The sequence below is a fragment of the Pseudomonas sp. P9_35 genome, assembly GCF_034008205.1.
Taxonomy (GTDB): Bacteria; Pseudomonadota; Gammaproteobacteria; order Pseudomonadales; family Pseudomonadaceae; genus Aquipseudomonas; species Aquipseudomonas kilonensis.
Genome location: NZ_CP125373.1, coordinates 2719866 through 2737176 on the forward strand (window position 1 = coordinate 2719866; position 17311 = coordinate 2737176).

The following is a 17311-nucleotide window of genomic DNA, read 5'->3' on the forward strand; positions in this document are numbered from 1 at the left end:
GCGTTTGATGCCGGCATTTCGGCCATAAGCCTGTCGACGCGCTCGCCTATTGACCCTGATCCAGGAGATTGATACGGTTGCTTCTCTTTCAAAACGCCCTCCCGGTTCGCCGGGAGGGCGTTTTCGTTTTGGTTCCCCCAACCACAAAGGAACCATGACATGAAAGCACCCGTTGAAATCAGCTTCGGAGCTGACACCAGCTTAGGGTATGTGCGGTACGGCAATGGCCCCACTCACGTGCTGGTCATGCATGACTGGCTGGGCGACCACTCCAGCTACGACGCCGTCATGCCCTGTCTTGACGGCCACGCGTTTACCTATGTTTTCGTTGATGTTCGTGGCTACGGGCAATCCATTGAATTGGCTGGCGAATTTACGGTAGAGGAGATTTCCTCCGATTGCCTCATGCTCGCCGACCAGCTCGGTTGGACGCGCTTCCATGTGGTCGGCCATTCGATGACCGGGATGATCACGCAACGTCTTGCGGCGGACGCTCCGTCTCGCGTCGCGAGCGCGATAGCGGTGTGTCCCGTTTCTGCCGCTGGCAATCGGTTGAGTCCAGAAGCCCTGGCGTTCTTTGCCAGCACGATAGAAGACGACGAGGCCCTTCGGCGTCTGTTCAAATTCGTGACCGGAGGTCTCTCCGAAGGGGGGGTTGATCTCAAGGTCCAACAAAGCCGCGACACGGTCTCACCTGCCTGCCGGGCGAGTTACCTCGAAATGCTGATCACAGCAAATTTTGTTGATGACGTTCGAGGCCTTGAAACACCGTATCTGGTTATTGTCGGCGACAAGGATCCCGGGCTTGATTCTGCGGCTATGGCGCGCACCTTTCTGGCGTGGCATCCGAACGCAGAACTGCACGTTATCCCCAACTGCGGTCACTACCCGATGCAGGAGTGCCCGCCTTATTTCGCAACCGTTATCGAGGGTTTCCTGAAGCGCAACACCGGTTGACCTGAATGGCGCCGGGAAAACTGATGGTGTTCACGCCAGAGCGGTTGGCCTGCTTGGTGCCGTTCTTGATGATGTGGGCGACCCGCTCGAGATATTGCTTCATGAGTTACCTGGGCCCTTTGAATGCAGGGCGCGAGCCCTGTCATTCGAATTTAAAGCGCGGCGCTTTTACCCGCCGGAGCGCGGTTATACGCCAGCCAGATCAAGATCAGACCGCCGATGATCATCGGCAGGCACAGTACCTGACCCATGGTCAGCCAGTTCCACGCCAGATAGCCGAGCTGGGCGTCGGGTACCCGGACGAACTCGACGATGAAGCGGAAGATTCCGTAGAACAACGCGAACATCCCGGACACCGCCATGGTCGGCCGCGGTTTGCGCGAGAATAGCCAGAGGATAGCGAACAGCGCGACGCCTTCCAGCGCGAACTGATACAGCTGCGACGGGTGACGCGCCAGTTGCAACTCATCGGTTGGGAAAACCATCGCCCAAGGCACGTCAGTCGCCTTGCCCCACAGCTCGGCATTGATGAAGTTGCCAATACGCCCGGCACCCAGGCCAATCGGCACCATTGGCGCGATGAAGTCCATCAGCTCGAAGAACGACTTGCCGTTGCGCTTGCCGAACCACCAGGCCGCCAGCATGACCCCGATAAAGCCGCCGTGGAACGACATACCTCTTTTCCACACTTCGAGGATCAGGGTCGGGTTGGCCAGATAGGTATGCAAATCGTAGAACAACACATAACCCAGTCGACCGCCGAGAATAACCCCCATCGACATCCAGAAGACCATGTCGGAGAGTTTCTCCTTGGTCCAGGTCGGGTCGAAACGGTTCATTCGGCACGACGCCAGCAGCCAGGCACCACCGATACCGACCAGGTACATCAGGCCGTACCAGTGGATTTTCAGTGGGCCAATGACCAGGGCCACCGGGTCAATCTGCGGGTAATGCAGCATTGCGACTCCTCGTTAGTCCGGCTTCGTAGCCTGCTCGGAACGCTTACGCTGGAAGGCTTGTAACGACTCACTGACGCACCGGCCCGCTGCGAGTTTGCGCGCAAGATCCTGTTCCTCGTTTGGGGGTGCCAGGTCAGGGGGCGCGCGACAGCTTTCAAAAGTCTTCCAGGTCATTTTGGTACGCACGGCGAGTGCGCGTGTTATCCAGTAGCCGCTTGGTGTTCATTTTTATCACATCCTTTGGAACGCTTCTCTCGGCACGGTCACTCAGGTGTAAGGATGTCGCCGCTCATACCGGGGTCATTTGCATTCTTCCAGCTGCCGATCACTAAGAGGACATGCCATGGATACGCCTAATGTACGTGCAAGCCGCGAGCTGACTCGTGTACCTGATGAGATACAGCAGGAAGTAACGCAACAGGCCTCTCACTCTCCTGACCTCGGCGCTATCGGGTTAGCGATGAGCACGCGGCTTCAAAACCATTTCGAGGCTCACCTTGAAACAGAAGCGGGCTCCGATCAACCCGCTGCCCCCGCTTCAAGCACCCGCAACACGGAGCTGAGCGCCATTCGCGATGACCGTGCTCAACGGTTGGAGGCAGGGGGCTATAACGTCCATGACATGGAGAAAGCGGAAAAAAACGCAGCCAGGGCTGACAGATTGTTTGCGTCAATAAAGTCAGGGATGGGGGGGACGCCCTTTGCGGCGCTTACCGAGGCAGGAAATTTCCAGCCGTCCATCCTCCAGGTAGCGGGCAAGCATGCCAATACCGTACGCGAAGCGGCTATAGAGAACGCCATGGCGTGCTTGTATGCCGGTATGGCGGATGCTGGCGGTAACAAGATGATTGCAGGCTTCAAGCCTGGTTATTACCTTAAGCCCGAGAGCAATACGCTGCACCCGGCGCTTCAAGCATCAGTGGCGGAAAAGCTGCTGGCGTTGGACAAAGGTCCATTGCGTAATGCTTTTGACGAAGCCAATAAGTGGCTTACCGGGTTTGCCGTACGTAATACGGCAATGTACGCGTCAACGCTTGCCATGACGGCTGCTGGCAAAGAGCACCTGGATGCAGTCCTGCAGCCTGCGCTACGACCGGTCACGGCTATCATCGTGGGCATGGCAATCGAGCATTACAATGTGAGCCGCGATCGCACTAACCATTTAGCTGACCCTGCGATGCTCTATGGTCGTCGCGATGCTGTGCCGCAAGGGCAGGCTCATAAGCCTATCGATCAAGATACCGAATGGCTGGATGACTTCAGGACGTTAAAGGATCTCGATGCCACTGCCCTGGTCAAGATGGTCTCCGCGCGGCTGGGTGAAGGCGCGGCTACGGCTCTGAATGCGGTCATCAGCGGCGAAGCCTTGAAAGAGATAGCAGACCCGGTCAGTGTCTTGGGAAATGGCCTGTTGATTGGCGGTTTTTCTGCCATGGGCGCGGGTACAGCCGCCACAGCCAACTTGGCCAAGTCGAAGGAGCTGGGAAAAATGGCGGCTACCGCAGCCTCGGAGGGTGTAAAAAACGTATTGGGTACCCTGGCTTTCGGGCTGTGGGCAGCTGGCGCCTCGCTAGGTGGATCATTGCCGAAAAAAGCCGTCGCTGCTGTCGATGCCCATGTACCAAAAGCAGTAGAAGGGGGCGCAGATGCCGCTGGCAGGGTGGCAGTCAAGGGAGGTGAGCTTGCAGTCAAGACATCGCTCAGCGGCGCCAGATTTGCCAAGGAGACAGCTGTTTCAGCGACCCACCACACAAAAAGTGCAGCCCAAGCGGTAGGGGATGGAGTCATTGGCGTTGCCAGCGCCATTGGCACCACCTCCCAATCGGCCTGGGACAAAAGTGTGGGTGCCCTGAGGCAACGCGCCGCGGCTACCTCACAAAGCCAAGCCGTTCATGGTCAGGGCGTGCCTATGCAGCCGCTCGCAGCTACGCAGGTCCAAGCATCGTCCTCAGCACCCGCGCGTCCGCCTGCTCAGGATGATGGCGATATCGTGTAGCAGCCTTTCTCGTCGAGAGAAACGTCATTGAAAAGTATGTGGCTGGCGACGATCGTTGTATGCGACGGCCGGTTCGACAACGGTTGCTGTCCTCGACGCGGCGAGCTTCTGGATCACGGGTTATTTTAGCAGGCGTTGAATTCGCCGCAGGCATGACCGCGAGTGTTGAGATCATCCCGCTTTGAGGCTTTTGTGCTTTTCAGCCAGCCAATCAATCAGGGGAGGGCACGCCCCTCTAAAATCTCGAATCCGTCGTCGATGGGGGCGTAACCAACAACTTCTCGGGTCTTATCAATGGAAAGGCGCTTGTATCTATTGTCTGATACGCCATGAACCACATGGAACCCGTTCAGCTCTGCATCCACGCAACTTCTAAGTAACGCTACGACATCCCTCTCGCTGATAAACGCAGCTACATCTCTGTGGCTGTGAGTCTCTCCATGCTGAAACTCGGCTACGTTTGCAATGCGGACTGCAATGGTTGTCATTTGACCATCGTTTGCATACATCGATGCGAGAGCCTCCCCAAATGCTTTGCTGACCCCATAAAGATTTCCTGGCCGGGGCGACATATGTTCATGTACCTGGACGTCCATCGGGTAACCCTCAATGGCTTGGGCACTGCTCGCAAATATGAACCGCCTGCAACCTTGTGCCTTCGCGGCGAACAGCATGTTGTAGGTGCCAACAATATTTACAGGCAGGAGGGAAGTCATGAAGTTAGCGTCTGGACTCGGGTCGGCAGCTAGATGAATCACGGTATCGATGCCGTCGCAGGCCTCAAGGCAGCTTGACTGATCCCTGACATCAAGAGAGAAACTTTGTGCGGATTGCGGAAATTTCTGTACATCTATATCAGCTAGACGCAAATCCAATCTATCGGCTTGCGCTGTCCAAAAGGCAGTGCCAATCCGACCCGCCGCACCTGTGACTAGAATTTTTCGCACGCTCATGTGTATGTGTCCTTACCGTTAAGCTGCATTGAGCATTTGGGATCAGCAGTGCCTGATACATGTCGCACCGATCAAGGTGGGCGGTGGGGGGCCGGCCGATAGCACTTCAGAAACTTCGGCCCGCACCGACTCAGGTGGTGTCGGCTACAGTTCCTTGTAACCACAGGAATGTATCACGACCGCCACGGAATATTGATCATGACGAAACGCCCTCCGTTCCAATCGCTTGGCTGCGCCGAATGCCGCAATCACGAGGCGTTGGGGTTTGATTTCACCATGGCCTTCCAGCCTGTTTTCAACGTCCGGACACACGCTGCGTTTGCTTATGAGGCGTTGGTCAGAGGTGTCAATGGCGAATCGGCTGGCTACATCCTGGGGCTCGTGAACGACAGCAACCGCTACCGATTCGACCAGGCTTGCCGAGTAAAAGCCATTGAGGAAGCCGCAAGGCTGGGTCTGCTGGAGATTCCCGATTGCTTGCTGAGCATTAACTTCCTGCCCAACGCCGTATACCGGCCAGAGACGTGTATCCGGGCCACCCTGGAAGCGGCGCGCCTGACCCACTTTCCGCCAGAAAGGCTCATGTTCGAAGTGACCGAAGGCGAGAAGGTGGTAGACCCCGAGCACCTCAAATCGATTTTCGTGGAGTACGAGCGCCAGGGTTTCATTACTGCCGTCGACGATTTTGGCGCGGGCTATTCGGGCCTTAACCTGCTGGCCATGTTCCAGCCGCAGGTGCTGAAGATTGACATGGCACTGACCCGAGGCATCGATCAAGACTCGGTCAAACAAGCGATCGTCGAAGGCATCATCCTGGTCGCCAGGCGCTTGGATATCCTGGTCATCGCCGAAGGTGTCGAGACCCGTGAAGAAAGCTCGACGCTTCTAGGCATGGGGATCGAGCTGATGCAGGGATATTTGTATGCAAGGCCCGAGGTCGGTCATCTCCCGGTCGGGTGCTTTGACTTGGGTTGATGTGTCCAATCCCTTTGCGTCCACGATATTCGATGGGCCATTATCGGGCCTCGACATAAGGACACGTCCCATGCCCAGACCTGTACTTCACCTCTTGTGCGGTAAAATTGCTTCGGGAAAATCCACGCTGGCCCGATCGTTAAAGGCTGAGCATTCGGCCATTTTGTTGAGCGAAGATCACTGGCTTTCAAGGCTCTACCCTGATCAGATCAAATCGGTAGCGGACTACATCCTGCATGCGCACCGGATCCGGGATGTCCTGGGGCCGCTGGTCATCGACATGCTCTCGACGGGGACTCCCGTGGTTCTCGATTTTCCTGCCAACACTCCAGCAGATCGTCATTGGCTACGCAGCCTGGCTGACGCTGCGGAAGTCCCTCACCGTGTTCACTACATCGAAGTGGAAGATGACATCTGCCGTCAAAGGCTGCACCACCGGAATGCGCGTGCCGAGCATGACTTCGCCGCCAGTGATGCTGAATTCGATCTGATTACGAGCTACTTTCGTGCACCAGACCAGGCGGAAGGGCTGGATGTGGTCATGCACCGAACGTGATCCGTTGAAAACGTCGGCGCATTAAAGGTGGGTTTGCGGCTCGCGAAATACGGGGCATTGACTTCATAGGTTCGCTACGGCAGGAGTCCTTCACGATGCCATCCAGTTATCCAAGAAATCCGTGTGTATGTCTGTGGATAACCGCGCTGAGGCCAGGTAGGCAGAGCGTTTTAACGGGTGCTCAAAAAATGTACAGGCAGATTGGTATCATCCCGCCGTAGGCCATTGAATTTAAACAGGGCGCTGAAAACGGGGATCACCTTGCATGCATGTTCATCGACTCCATTCGAGAAGTGGCGAGCTTGGCAGTTGGAATGTCTGACAACAAAAAGCCCGTGCATGACGGGCTCTCTGTATGGGGTCAAATCCTTTTGTCTGTTCAATCTGTGCTTCGTATTGTAGGTATTTCGTGAAAAGCATGTTGCGGGGCGAAATAATCGGCATTTAGTCGGACTGCGAAGCCAGCTCGGTTTCCACCCAGAACGGGGCGGACGACGATATTGAGCACCGGCCCGCGTTCGCTTACCCAGGTGTTGTAGCCCGGTATGACCTTGTGAGGCGCTCAGTTGGCTGAAATCCTTCCATGGCCGCGCGAAGCGGGCACGTTGAGACTATGCTCATTGCCACTGCAGGCAATGTACTGGTTTCACTTGTCGTCCACCAAGGAAAGGAGTCTGTATGTGTCTGATTCTTCATGCCCGGTTCTATTATCTGAATGGTCGAATGCGCAGTCTGGTAACGCGTGTCCATCGGCGCATTTCGAACACTCACAAAATCTTCTGGCGCTTGGCCGGCTGCGTGACCGGGCTGGCGCTGGTTGCTGTCACTCCAGCCCACGCTGCCGACGGCGGCATCGCCGGCGGCCCTACCGCAAGCTATAGCATTGCCTTCAGCAACTCTTACGCGGGCAGCGATTTCCGCAAAGTGATGGTGCGCAACTGGCAGGAGATTGCGGTCCAGGCGCAAAAGGATGGCTTGATCCGCGAGGCTCCGGTGATCAGTGCCAATAACTCGGCATCGGAACAAGCGGCCCATATCCAGGACATGATCGTCAAGGGTGCCAACGCCATCGTCATCCTGGCCGCGTCCGACACGGCCCTCAACGGGGTGATCCGCGATGCCTGCAACGCCGGCATCGTGGTGGTCGTCATGGCCAGCCTGGTCACCGAACCCTGCGCCTATACCGTGGACTACAACTGGTCCGCCATGGGCCGCGTGGAAATGGACTATATCGCCGGGCGCCTCAAGGGGAACGGAACGCTGCTGGAGATTCGCGGCATTGCCGGTGATGCCACCGACAAGAACATCAGCGACGGCATTCGCAAGGCCGCTGGCGACTATCCAGGCCTGAAGTTCGCCAAGACTGTATATGGGAACTGGACGGCTTCTGTCGCACGCAAGGAGGTGGCGCTGGCGCTGCCGTCGCTGCCCAGCATTGATGCCGTCGCGACTCAGGGCGGCGACGGTTATGGCGCGGCCATGGCGTTCAAGGCGGCGGGACGCCCTTTGCCGATCATCGTGATGGGGAACCGTCAGGACGAACTCGCCCTGTGGAAACAGGAGCGCGATGCCAATGGCTACGAGACCGTTTCGGTCTCCGCTTCCCCGAGCGTCTCCCAGGTGGGTTTCTGGGTGGCCCAGCAGATTCTGGCGGGCAAGCAGGTGCCGAAGTTCGTCGAGGTACCGCTGGTACGCATCGATGCGAAAGACCTGGACACCTGGCTCGCCACGATGCCGGTGGGCGGCGCTGCCAATCCTCTCTACAGCCAGGCTTCCGTTGCGGCGATGATCGACGCGGCCATCAGCAATGTGGCGGCGCCGAAGCCTTTGCCGGAGGTGACGAAGCAGTAGTGGCAGGCGTGGAGCGAGGAGGCGTGGCGCCATGTTGACATTCAAATCCTCCACGGACAGGCCCATTGCCGTCAGGATTGGCCTGGCGGTCGCCGCGCTGGTGTTCCTGATGCTGGTGGTATCGCTCGTGAACCTCTATGGCCTGCGAGGCATGGTGCGTGCGGTGGATTCCGCCAGCCATTCCGCGGAAATTCTGGCCTCGGTCAACGGGGCCACCGGGCGGGTGGAAAACTTCATCGCCACCCGCGACCAGGAAAGCCTGTCCCAGGCCGAAGGTATGGTGGCGACGGCTATCGCCGGCCTCACCGCCATTCCGGTGGCAGAGGCGCAATCGCTCAAGGGCAGTCTGCAACGGCTCGCCGCGGCAATCGCCACCCTGCGAGCGGCGACCCTGACCATGGATGGCGAAACGGAGAACATGACAGCCCATTATGGGCGGATGCGAGAGGCGACGATCCTCGTCGAACAGGGCATCGCCGATGGACTGAAGGGGATTGATGCCCGCGCCGCTGAGCACGAGGCGCGGGTGAGCGGCATCGAAAGTGCCCATCGCATTCTGGATATCCTGCGCGACGGCGAGCGGATCATCATCGTCAATGTGGCCAAGGTGCTGGTGTCCGGTGATGGGGCGGCCGTCACCGCGGCGCGCAACGCCTGCGCGGCACTCCCGCCGGTGGTCGAGCAATTGCGCGAGTGGATGGAGGCGCCGCAGGAGCGAGCGACTTTGGACCAGTTGGCGACGGCGGTCGCTGGTGTCAGCCAGGCGGTCGAGCACCTTGGCGAGGCGCCCAAGCTCCGGGGCGACGAGGCTTTGCGGCATCTGGCCGCTGTCGAGGGTGTGGTCGAGCGCCTCGATGCCATTCTGGGTGAAGTGGACGAGCATGTTTCCCGTGACGAAAATGACATTCAGGCAGCAACCGGCTTGTTGCACAACGCAGCCGCGTTGTCCAAGCGTTTCGCCGAACGTGTTGCCACCCTGGAGGCGCAGACCTTGTCGTTTCGCCTGTCACCGTCGGCCGAGGTTGCCGGCTCGGTCGGCGGCATCCTCGACGAGCTCTCCCGTCTCGCGCGCGTTCTTCCTTCGTCCGTGGGGTTGCAAGCCAAGGCTACCCCCCTGACTGTCAGCGACCAAATTGCCGGCTACCGGGCGGCATTCGCCCGGTTTAATCAGGCGAGCAACGCCTTGAGCGGCGCGCGCGACCAGGTTCGCAACGAGGCACGAAGCGCCGGCCTGTTGGTGGCGCGCTTCGCAGGCCAAGCGCGCTCCGACGCCTTGATCCACAATGATCGCGGCATGCTTGCGACGATCGTTGCCGGTACCGTCGCCATCCTGCTGGCCGGCGCCATCGCCTGGAGCACGTCGCGATTCATCGCCCAGCCCATCGTGGCCCTGGCCTCGGTCATGCGCCGGCTTGCGGCCGGCGACCTGAACGCCGAGATCGCCAGCGCCGAACGCGGCGATGAAATTGGAATCATGACCCGCGCGGTACGGGTGTTCCAGGAGAATGCCCTGCGCATCCGGGTGCTGGAGGCCGAGGCCGAAGCCGAGCGACAGCAAGTCCAGGCCTCTTTGGAGAGAATGGTCGCCGAGCGGACCGACACGCTGCACCACCAGACCGAGGTGCTGGAGGCGCAGGCCATCGAACTCATTCAGGCGCGCAACCAGGCCGAGACGGCCAACCAGGCAAAGAGCGATTTCGTGGCCACGGTCAGCCACGAACTGCGCACCCCCCTGACCCTCATTCTCGCTCCCCTGGAACAACTCTCGGCGGCGACCACCCCGCCTGCGGACTGGCATGTGCAAGTCGACCGCGCCCAGCGCAACGCGCTGCGCCTGATGAACCGGGTGAACGACATCCTCGATTTCTCCAAGGCCGAAGCGGGCAAGTTCGAGTTGTGTCCGATGCCAGTTGACTTGAGCAAGACGGTGGGTGTGCTGGCCGAGGATGCCGCCATGGTGGCCGAGGGCAAAGGCTGCACCTTGACCTGCAGCATCGATCCCACGCTTGGCACGGTGTTCCTGGACCCCCGGCACTTCGAGAAGATTCTCCTCAACCTGGTGAGCAATGCCATCAAGTTCACGCCCGCTGGCGGCACCGTACACCTGGCAGTGACCGCGATTGATGGCGAGCGATTCGAGCTCGCGGTGCAAGACTCGGGGATTGGCATTGCGCCTGACAAACTGCCGTTGCTGTTCCAGCGTTTTTCCCAGATCGACAATTCCGCCACGCGCCATTACAGCGGCACCGGCATCGGTCTCGCCCTGGTCAAGGATCTGGTCAAACTGATGGGGGGCGAAGTCGGCGTCAACAGCGAGCCCGGGCAGGGCTCGTGCTTCTTTGTTCGACTGCCGCTGGGGGCAGAGCCAAACACCGTACCGACCGAAACCAGCCATATGCACGAGCGATCGTCACCGAGCACAGCAAGCACAACCGAGCAGCGCCACCTGCGTTTCGACGACGGTCGCCTTGGCGGTCGCAACGATCAAGCTACGACGCAAGGCGCAGACGACGAGCAGCACCCGGAACACGCCTTGCGATCCAAGGTGCTGGTAGTCGACGACAGTCCGGAAATGCTTGGCTATCTCCGCGAGCTGTTGCGCGACGACTACAGCGTCGCCACCGCAACTGATGGAGAGCAGGCCTGGGCACTCCTGCAGCTCCACCCCATCGATGTCGTCGTCTCGGATGTGATGATGCCGAAGCTCGACGGCTTCGGCCTGACAGCCAGGATCAAGGCCAGCGCCGGTTTTGCCCATTTGCCCGTGATCCTGGTGACCGCCCGCGGCGGTAGCGAGGCCTGCGTCTCCGGGCTGGAGAGTGGCGCCGATGACTATATCGCCAAACCCTTCTCGCCGCTGGAGCTCAAGGCTCGCGTACGCGCGGCGCTGCGCATGAGCCAGGTGCAAACCGAACTGAATGCAAAATCCCGTCAGGCAGGCATGGCCGAAATCGCCACGACTGTGCTGCACAACGTCGGCAACGTCCTCAACAGCGTGAACGTATCGGCAGAACTGGTCAGCAGCCAGATGCGCACCTCCAAAGCCCAGGGGCTGGGCAAGGTGGCGCAAATGATGAGCGAACACGTCCATGACCTGAGCGATTTTCTCACCAAAGACCACAAGGGAAAGATGCTGCCCGATTACCTGCTCAAGCTGGCGAAAGTGGTGGCGCAAGAGCAAGAGGGCATCATCGAAGAACTCGTGCAACTCACCAAGGGCATTGACCACATCAAGACCATTGTCGCTGCCCAGCAGTCCTATGCCGTCGCCGTCAGTATTGTCGAGACAGTGCCGGTCGCAGAGTTGATCGACGATGCCTTGCGCATGAGTGCTGGATTACTGGCGCGCCAGGAAGTGACGGTGGTCAGGGACATTGCCGACTTGCCCCTGCTGCCCCTGGACCGGCACCGGATGCTGCTGATTCTGGTGAACCTGATCAACAATGCCAAGCAGGCGTTGGACGGCGTGATCGATCGCAGCCGATGCGTCACGTTCAGCGCGTCTCTCGCTGACGGGGCAGTATTGCGTATCGCGGTGGCCGACAACGGCAATGGGATTGCGCCTGAGCACTTGGCGCGGATCTTTTCCCATGGCTTCACGACGCGCAAGGACGGTCACGGTTTCGGCCTGCACAGCTGCGCGCTGGCCGCGCAGGAAATGGGTGGCAGCTTGACCGTGCGCAGCGACGGGGCCGGACAGGGCGCAACCTTTATCCTCGATATTCCCCTTGATGCGCCGCTGAGTAAGCGGTGAGCGCCGAGATCAGCCGCCGCGCTGTATCTGCTCCAGTATCAGGCTGTCGGTTATGTTCATGTCGTCCAGCAGCAGAAACATCTTGCTCAGCACCTCGGCCATTTTCCTGTCGGTGTCGGCGAACGGCAGGTAGAACTCCGTGGAGCTGCTGCCTGCGGGCACGATGCACAGGTAGTTGCCAGGTTCGATATGGATGGCCGCGCTGCCCAGATGAATGCGGTAGTTCGCACGCTGGCCGGTAATGTGCAGAAAATGTCCTTCACATTTAACGTTTCGCAGCCCTAGCCCTTGAATCAACTCACCGACCAGTTCGGCGCGTCGTTGCACGGTTTCTTGGCTGGTGCTGTAGTCGTCCGCGGTGTGGGCCACGGAGACCAGCAGATCGGCGTCGCGCATGATTTCCGAGAACAGCAGCGGTGGTACTTGCTCAAGGGGTAGGGCTTTGTGGTCGCGGTAGAACGCAATCGTGTCGAAGGTAAAGTGTTCTGTTTCCGAGAGGTAATGGCCGGTGTCCAGAAAGTTGAACAGGGCGAAGATGCCGTGCTCTTTGCTCTCGTAGTAGATGTTCTCGACGCTTGAGGTCGACCAGTTGCGGACCTGCAGCAACCGCGCGGCGACTTTTCCTTTGAGGCGATGGCCGGCAAATCGGTTGGACCACAGGCCGGTGTCTCGCTCAGCAGGTGTTAACAGGTACAGCTCGCGAAAGGCCTGTTTGAACGGCTGCACGCGGCGATGGGTCACCACTTCTTTCTGCCAGGCCGACAGTTGTCCGGCCGTGAACAGATGAAAAGGGTGAGCGATACGCAGCGTCCTTTCAGCGACATGTTGGCGGCCTTCCAGGTCAGTCACCGTCAGCGTTGCGGCATCGAGCCAGCCCAGCGCAGCGTCGTCGGCCTGCACAATCAGCTGTTCGAGCAGCAGGCGAACCGCGGGCATTTTCAACAGCGGCTTCAGATCGTCCAGAGCCAGGGTTTCACCGCTGCTCATCATCGCTTCCAGGGTGCGGCAGAAGCGCGCGATCTGTTCCTTGAGCTGGGTTTGCTGCGTTTTGAGGGCGATGAAGTCTGGGTTTTTGCGCACCGCAGGCGGTGCGGTCTTGAGTGTCTTTGCGGCTTTGCAGATGTGCAACGAGGGCGACAAGCCGTCGATGACGAGCGTGATGTCATAGCCATCGATGGTGGCGGCCGTCAGCGCGGATTCGGCGATCTGCGATTCCATGGCCCACTCCAGGCGAATCGCCGAGGGGTAACCGGCGACACGCGCCAGGTTTTCCAGGCCTGCCTGCACCGCTGCGTGGGAGTTGGCCTGGCGTTGAGCGCCGTATTTGCGCACCTCTTTGTGCAGTTTCTTGAGCGTCAGATAGCGCTGGCGTACGTCGTCCGGCCCCGTGACGGGCAGCAGGCCGTAGATGCGCATTGCCGGCTGTGCGTGGCGGGACAATTTCTTTTCCAGCGCCGGTCGACCGATGCCCTGGTAGGCGTCGAGCAGCACACGCGTCTCGGGAAACGCCCAGTGCGAGGGTTCGAGTGCCGCGAGGTATTCGCGCAGGTGGTCGGGGTCGGCCTCGGCCAATGCCTTGTCCAGCAGGTAGCGGTCCACCACACCCACGGTTTCATCCAGCGTATTGGGCAGGTCGGTGCCCCAGCCGGATTGAGGTGCCAGGGCAATGTTCAGGTATTCACGCTGGAAGGCTTGCAGATCACTCCAACCGAGCGCGTCGAGCACCACTCGGCTGGCTTGTCCGGCGTAGGGCAGGGCGGTCAGCAGGCTATTTCTGGAAAAACCGGTCAGCGCCGCGAGCAGCTCTGCCGATGGGTTCCTGGGCAATTGCTGAAGCGACAGGAAGCGTTCGAGCACCGCGGCCGTGTAGCCGAATCCGTCGAGAAAGTTATCCGGCGTCATGCCCAGTCGTTCGACGACCGCCAGGGCCTGCAACAACCAGCGGGTCTGATACACCTCTACCGAACGGAAGGTGTCAGCCAGCTTCTCGGCGTTAGCGGGCAATCCAGCCAGGGCGTCCTCGACATAACGAACGGTGAAGTTCACCAGTTCAGGGGGCACCGCAGCAGCTTCTTCAGTGAGGGGCTCATCGCTCAGGGACGACTCATCATCGAGGCCTTCGTCTTCCGGGGCCTCGTCGTTTGAATCGTCCTCGTCGAACGCTTCCTCGGCGTAGCGATCCAGGTCCACATCATCGCTGTCCAGCCCGGCGTCGTCGGCGTAGAACATCATGGCGCGGCCCCAGGTATTGGCCGCCCGGACGAAGCGAGGGTAATCGAGGCGGCCCGCTTCCAGCAGGCCCAGAGCGATGCGCTGGATTTCCTTGTGCACGTAGATATACGCGTCGGCGATTTTCCTTTGTTCGTCACAGGGCGCTGAAGGGGGCTGCTCGCGGTTCCAGCTGCCGTCCAGCAACCATTCGGCGAAGGCCTGCCAGGCCGGGGTGGGCGGGTAATTGCTCAGGCGATTGATGCACGCCGGGACGTCAGGCAAGGCCCAGGCCTGATCCGGGCTTCTTCGGTAATAGGCCGGGCCATCTTCGTCAGTGGGCAATGGATAGTCACTGTCCTCGAAAGCAAATTGCAGCATGTGCTGCAGTCGCGCGCAGATCTGCGCCAGTGAATAGGCATCCGGGTGAGCCGTGATCCACGCATCGCAGAGTCGATATTGCAGGCCATAGCGCTGTTGATCGCGGCGGTCCTCCAGATCGTCCCAAACGGTCGGGAATACAAAACCATCAGCCAGCGCTTTGGGCCCCTCCTGGGGATGCTGCCTGACCCAGTCATCGGCTATGCGCAGGCAGTCGATGCCGTCCCAGAAATCGGGCTCGAATTGGTCATATTGGCTGAGCTCGGGATAGTCATCCAGCGCGCTATCACAGAATGCTCGCAGCGCAGCGAGGCGTGTGGCTTGTTCGGGCACAGGACGGCGTGATTGCATGAGGGTATCCGAGGGAAGTGAACGACGAAGATCAACCGCCAATCAGCGGCACGAGGCGGATAAACGCGAGCGTGGAAGGGGGGCTCAATTCGATTGTCTCATCGAGACTTTGCAGCATGACGCCGTTGTGCAGAACGCGGAACGCACGCGCTTCAAAACCCTTCAAGGCTCGTTCGATCTCAACGCCGACATCCAGGTCTGGAGCCGCGCTGGCCTGAGGCATGACCACCGCGCCTTCACTGGCTTGCCGAAGAACCTCCCGCTCGCTCAGGTATTGGCGATCGAGCACTTCACGCATCGACGCTTGTTCCAGGCAGTGCTGGACCGACAGCGCGGCGATCTGTTCGGCCACGGTCAGGCGAATGAGTTCGGCGACCGTCAAGGTCAACGAACTCGGTGTCAGGGTGACAGGGGGCAGCAAAGGCTCCTGGCGTGCGCCTTTCAGGCAATAGCTATGAACCACGAACTCCATGACGCATTCCTTGCAAGCCAGGCCAGCCGGGGGGATGGCGCCTTAGCATATCCGGGTCTGCAATAAATTTCATCGCGCTGCGTAATGCTAAGGCTGGCCTGTACTCTTGGTGGAGACAATTTTGCCGTAACGCAGCCATGAGCACCCGAGAACCTCGGTGGGAGCGAGCTTGCTCGCGATAGCGTCGGTACATCCAACATCACTGCAAGCTGACCCTGCTCCCACAGGGGGACCGAGTCAGGCAGTGGCACCCATAGTGGCTTTTCGTTTGTATTGCAGGGGGCGGGAGTAGTGATGCCTGATCCAGTAGTCAGGCTGTCATTGCACGATTAGTGGCAACAATTTGCTCATGCGTGAACTGGCTGCCGGGCGCCATGAACTTGGCCAGAAGTGCGTCCCGGTTTTGAGGCGCCTTCGTTTTATCAGCCGCACATAAGGCCGATTTCAGCGCCGGCAACGTGAGTTCGGTGCAGTACGCAGGGGTACCTGGTTGCTGGCGCCATGAGCCCTCAAGGCTGCCAGCGGCAAGCGCGGTGAAACCGGTATCCTCGACGAGATCCCGCGCGATTGCCTCGGCATTGGCGTCATCCCCAGCCACAGGCAAGGCGATGCGTGTTGAAGACCCGGCGGGTTGGCCTTTGTCGGCAAGCGTCGCTGCGAGGAGGGCGTTCCATGCCTTAACGACCGGGCGGCCAATCTGCTCGCTTACCCAGACGCTCTCGGGTTTGCCGTCGTCAACTTCCTTGATTGCCCCGTCCCGTCCCGGATAGTAATTGGATGTGTCAATGACGACGACTTTCTCGGGAACATGACTCAACGTCTGCTTGAGATCAGGGTATTTCGCGAAGGGGATCGAGAGGATAACAACGTCTACCTCGGACACAGCCTCTTCCTTGGTCACCGCCTGTACACCGATTTCGTTGGCAAGGTTCTGAAGGCTCCGAGGGGCCTTCGAGTTTGCCAGTTTGACCTCATGGCCGCACGCAGCGAGCTTACGGGCAAGGGTAGCCCCGATGTTACCCGCGCCGATAATTCCGATTTTCATTTCAATGACTTCCTCGCCTATCAAGCTCTTCAGTTACCCACAAACGGTGCCCCGTCGAGGCAGGTGCTACCGACATGGTTAACATCATTCTGCCGGTGCTTTGTATCCCGCAAGCATGTTCAATATCTCATCATGGGCACCGTTCGCTTCAGCAAGCCGCAATGGCTTGGCGCGTTCGACGACAAGTTCGCGCGGGGTCGGAGAGATCTCGAGCAGTTCGAAGATTTCATTCAAGAACTCGTCCAAAGGCATGGCGTGTTCGTCATTTTCCTGCCCAAGCAAAGTGGTGCGCACACCCGGTGGCGCAAGCTCGATAACCTCGACTGACGAGGCCTCCAGTTGCACGCGAAGGCTTTGAGTGAACGAGTGAACGGCCGCTTTGGTTGCGCTGTAGGTCGGTGTCGCAGGCAGCGGGACGAATGCCAAGGCCGAACTGACATTGATGATCGTTGCACTGGGCTGCTTGATCAGTTGGGGAGTGAATGCGTACACCATGCGAATCGTGCCGAGCAAGTTCGTTGTCACGATATCTTCGGCGGTGCCCAGGTATTGCGGATCAGTCAGGTCCTCCCAGTGCATGATGCCCGCGTTGTTTATGAGCACGTTCAGATTCGGGTGACTGATCGCAAGCGCTTCGCTGGTGCGCTGGATGGATTTTGGATCGCAGACGTCCAGCAATACTGATTCAAGACCTGGATGTTCCGACACGATCTTGTCGAGCAGAGCCTTGCGCCGTCCCGCGATGATGACGTTGTTTCCCGCCTTGTGAAGCCTGAGCGCCAGACCAAGGCCGATGCCTGAGGTGCTGCCGGTAACCAGGATCGTGTTGCCAGTGCTGTTCATAGTAAACTCC

At 59.3% G+C, this 17311-nt stretch carries 11 protein-coding genes and 4 pseudogenes; 8 read left to right on the top strand and 7 right to left on the bottom strand.

Annotated elements, in window-relative coordinates:
* Nucleotides 1-159: 159 nt before the first annotated feature.
* On the top strand, nt 160-957 hold the full coding sequence (locus tag QMK47_RS12065) for an alpha/beta hydrolase (protein ID WP_320390257.1): 798 nt from the start codon (nt 160-162) through the stop codon (nt 955-957).
* A 4-nt stretch (nt 958-961) separates the two neighbouring features.
* Here the strand turns inward: QMK47_RS12065 and QMK47_RS12070 are convergent.
* Nucleotides 962-1060, bottom strand: a pseudogene (locus QMK47_RS12070) (thymidylate synthase); the annotation flags it as partial.
* 49 nt (nt 1061-1109) lie between these two features.
* A complete protein-coding gene (lgt, locus tag QMK47_RS12075) occupies nt 1110-1916 on the bottom strand; it encodes a prolipoprotein diacylglyceryl transferase (protein WP_320390258.1) in 807 nt (268 codons plus the stop codon).
* Nucleotides 1917-2259: 343 nt separating this feature from the next.
* Here lgt and QMK47_RS12080 point away from each other — a divergent pair, with 343 nt between their 5' ends.
* Nucleotides 2260-3912: a RopAA-2 gene (locus tag QMK47_RS12080; RefSeq protein ID WP_253473558.1), complete on the top strand. Its 1653-nt coding sequence runs from the start codon at nt 2260-2262 to the stop codon at nt 3910-3912.
* A 215-nt stretch (nt 3913-4127) separates the two neighbouring features.
* Here the strand turns inward: QMK47_RS12080 and QMK47_RS12085 are convergent, their stop codons facing one another.
* On the bottom strand, nt 4128-4865 hold the full coding sequence (locus QMK47_RS12085) for an NAD(P)-dependent oxidoreductase (RefSeq protein ID WP_320390259.1): 738 nt from the start codon (nt 4863-4865) through the stop codon (nt 4128-4130).
* A 198-nt stretch (nt 4866-5063) separates the two neighbouring features.
* Here QMK47_RS12085 and QMK47_RS12090 point away from each other — a divergent pair, with 198 nt between their 5' ends.
* From QMK47_RS12090 to QMK47_RS28715, 6 genes and pseudogenes are all read left to right on the top strand, one after another.
* On the top strand, nt 5064-5840 hold the full coding sequence (locus QMK47_RS12090; protein ID WP_253473564.1) for an EAL domain-containing protein: 777 nt from the start codon (nt 5064-5066) through the stop codon (nt 5838-5840).
* 70 nt (nt 5841-5910) lie between these two features.
* Nucleotides 5911-6396, top strand: coding sequence for an ATP-binding protein (locus QMK47_RS12095; protein WP_320390260.1), 486 nt, complete (start codon nt 5911-5913; stop codon nt 6394-6396).
* 678 nt (nt 6397-7074) lie between these two features.
* Nucleotides 7075-8247, top strand: coding sequence for an ABC transporter substrate-binding protein (locus tag QMK47_RS12100; RefSeq protein ID WP_253473570.1), 1173 nt, complete (start codon nt 7075-7077; stop codon nt 8245-8247).
* Between the two features lie 1294 nt (nt 8248-9541).
* Nucleotides 9542-10591: pseudogene (locus QMK47_RS28705) on the top strand (sensor histidine kinase); the annotation flags it as partial.
* 213 nt (nt 10592-10804) lie between these two features.
* Nucleotides 10805-11140: pseudogene (locus tag QMK47_RS28710) on the top strand (response regulator transcription factor); the annotation flags it as partial.
* 519 nt (nt 11141-11659) lie between these two features.
* A pseudogene (locus QMK47_RS28715) lies at nt 11660-12001 on the top strand (ATP-binding protein); the annotation flags it as partial.
* Between the two features lie 9 nt (nt 12002-12010).
* On the opposite strand, the gene QMK47_RS12110 reads toward QMK47_RS28715, so the two are convergent.
* The 4 genes from QMK47_RS12110 to QMK47_RS12125 form a co-directional block, all read right to left on the bottom strand.
* Complete coding sequence (locus tag QMK47_RS12110; protein ID WP_320390262.1) at nt 12011-14941, bottom strand: DUF4132 domain-containing protein; 2931 nt, start codon at nt 14939-14941, stop codon at nt 12011-12013.
* Nucleotides 14942-14972: 31 nt separating this feature from the next.
* Nucleotides 14973-15413, bottom strand: coding sequence for a hypothetical protein (locus tag QMK47_RS12115; protein WP_214509215.1), 441 nt, complete (start codon nt 15411-15413; stop codon nt 14973-14975).
* A gap of 310 nt (nt 15414-15723) precedes the next feature.
* Nucleotides 15724-16479 carry an NADPH-dependent F420 reductase gene (locus QMK47_RS12120; protein WP_320390522.1) on the bottom strand — a complete coding sequence of 252 codons (756 nt, stop codon included), beginning with the start codon at nt 16477-16479 and terminating at the stop codon, nt 15724-15726.
* Nucleotides 16480-16542: 63 nt separating this feature from the next.
* On the bottom strand, nt 16543-17301 hold the full coding sequence (locus QMK47_RS12125) for an SDR family oxidoreductase (protein ID WP_258690892.1): 759 nt from the start codon (nt 17299-17301) through the stop codon (nt 16543-16545).
* Nucleotides 17302-17311 lie beyond the last annotated feature (10 nt).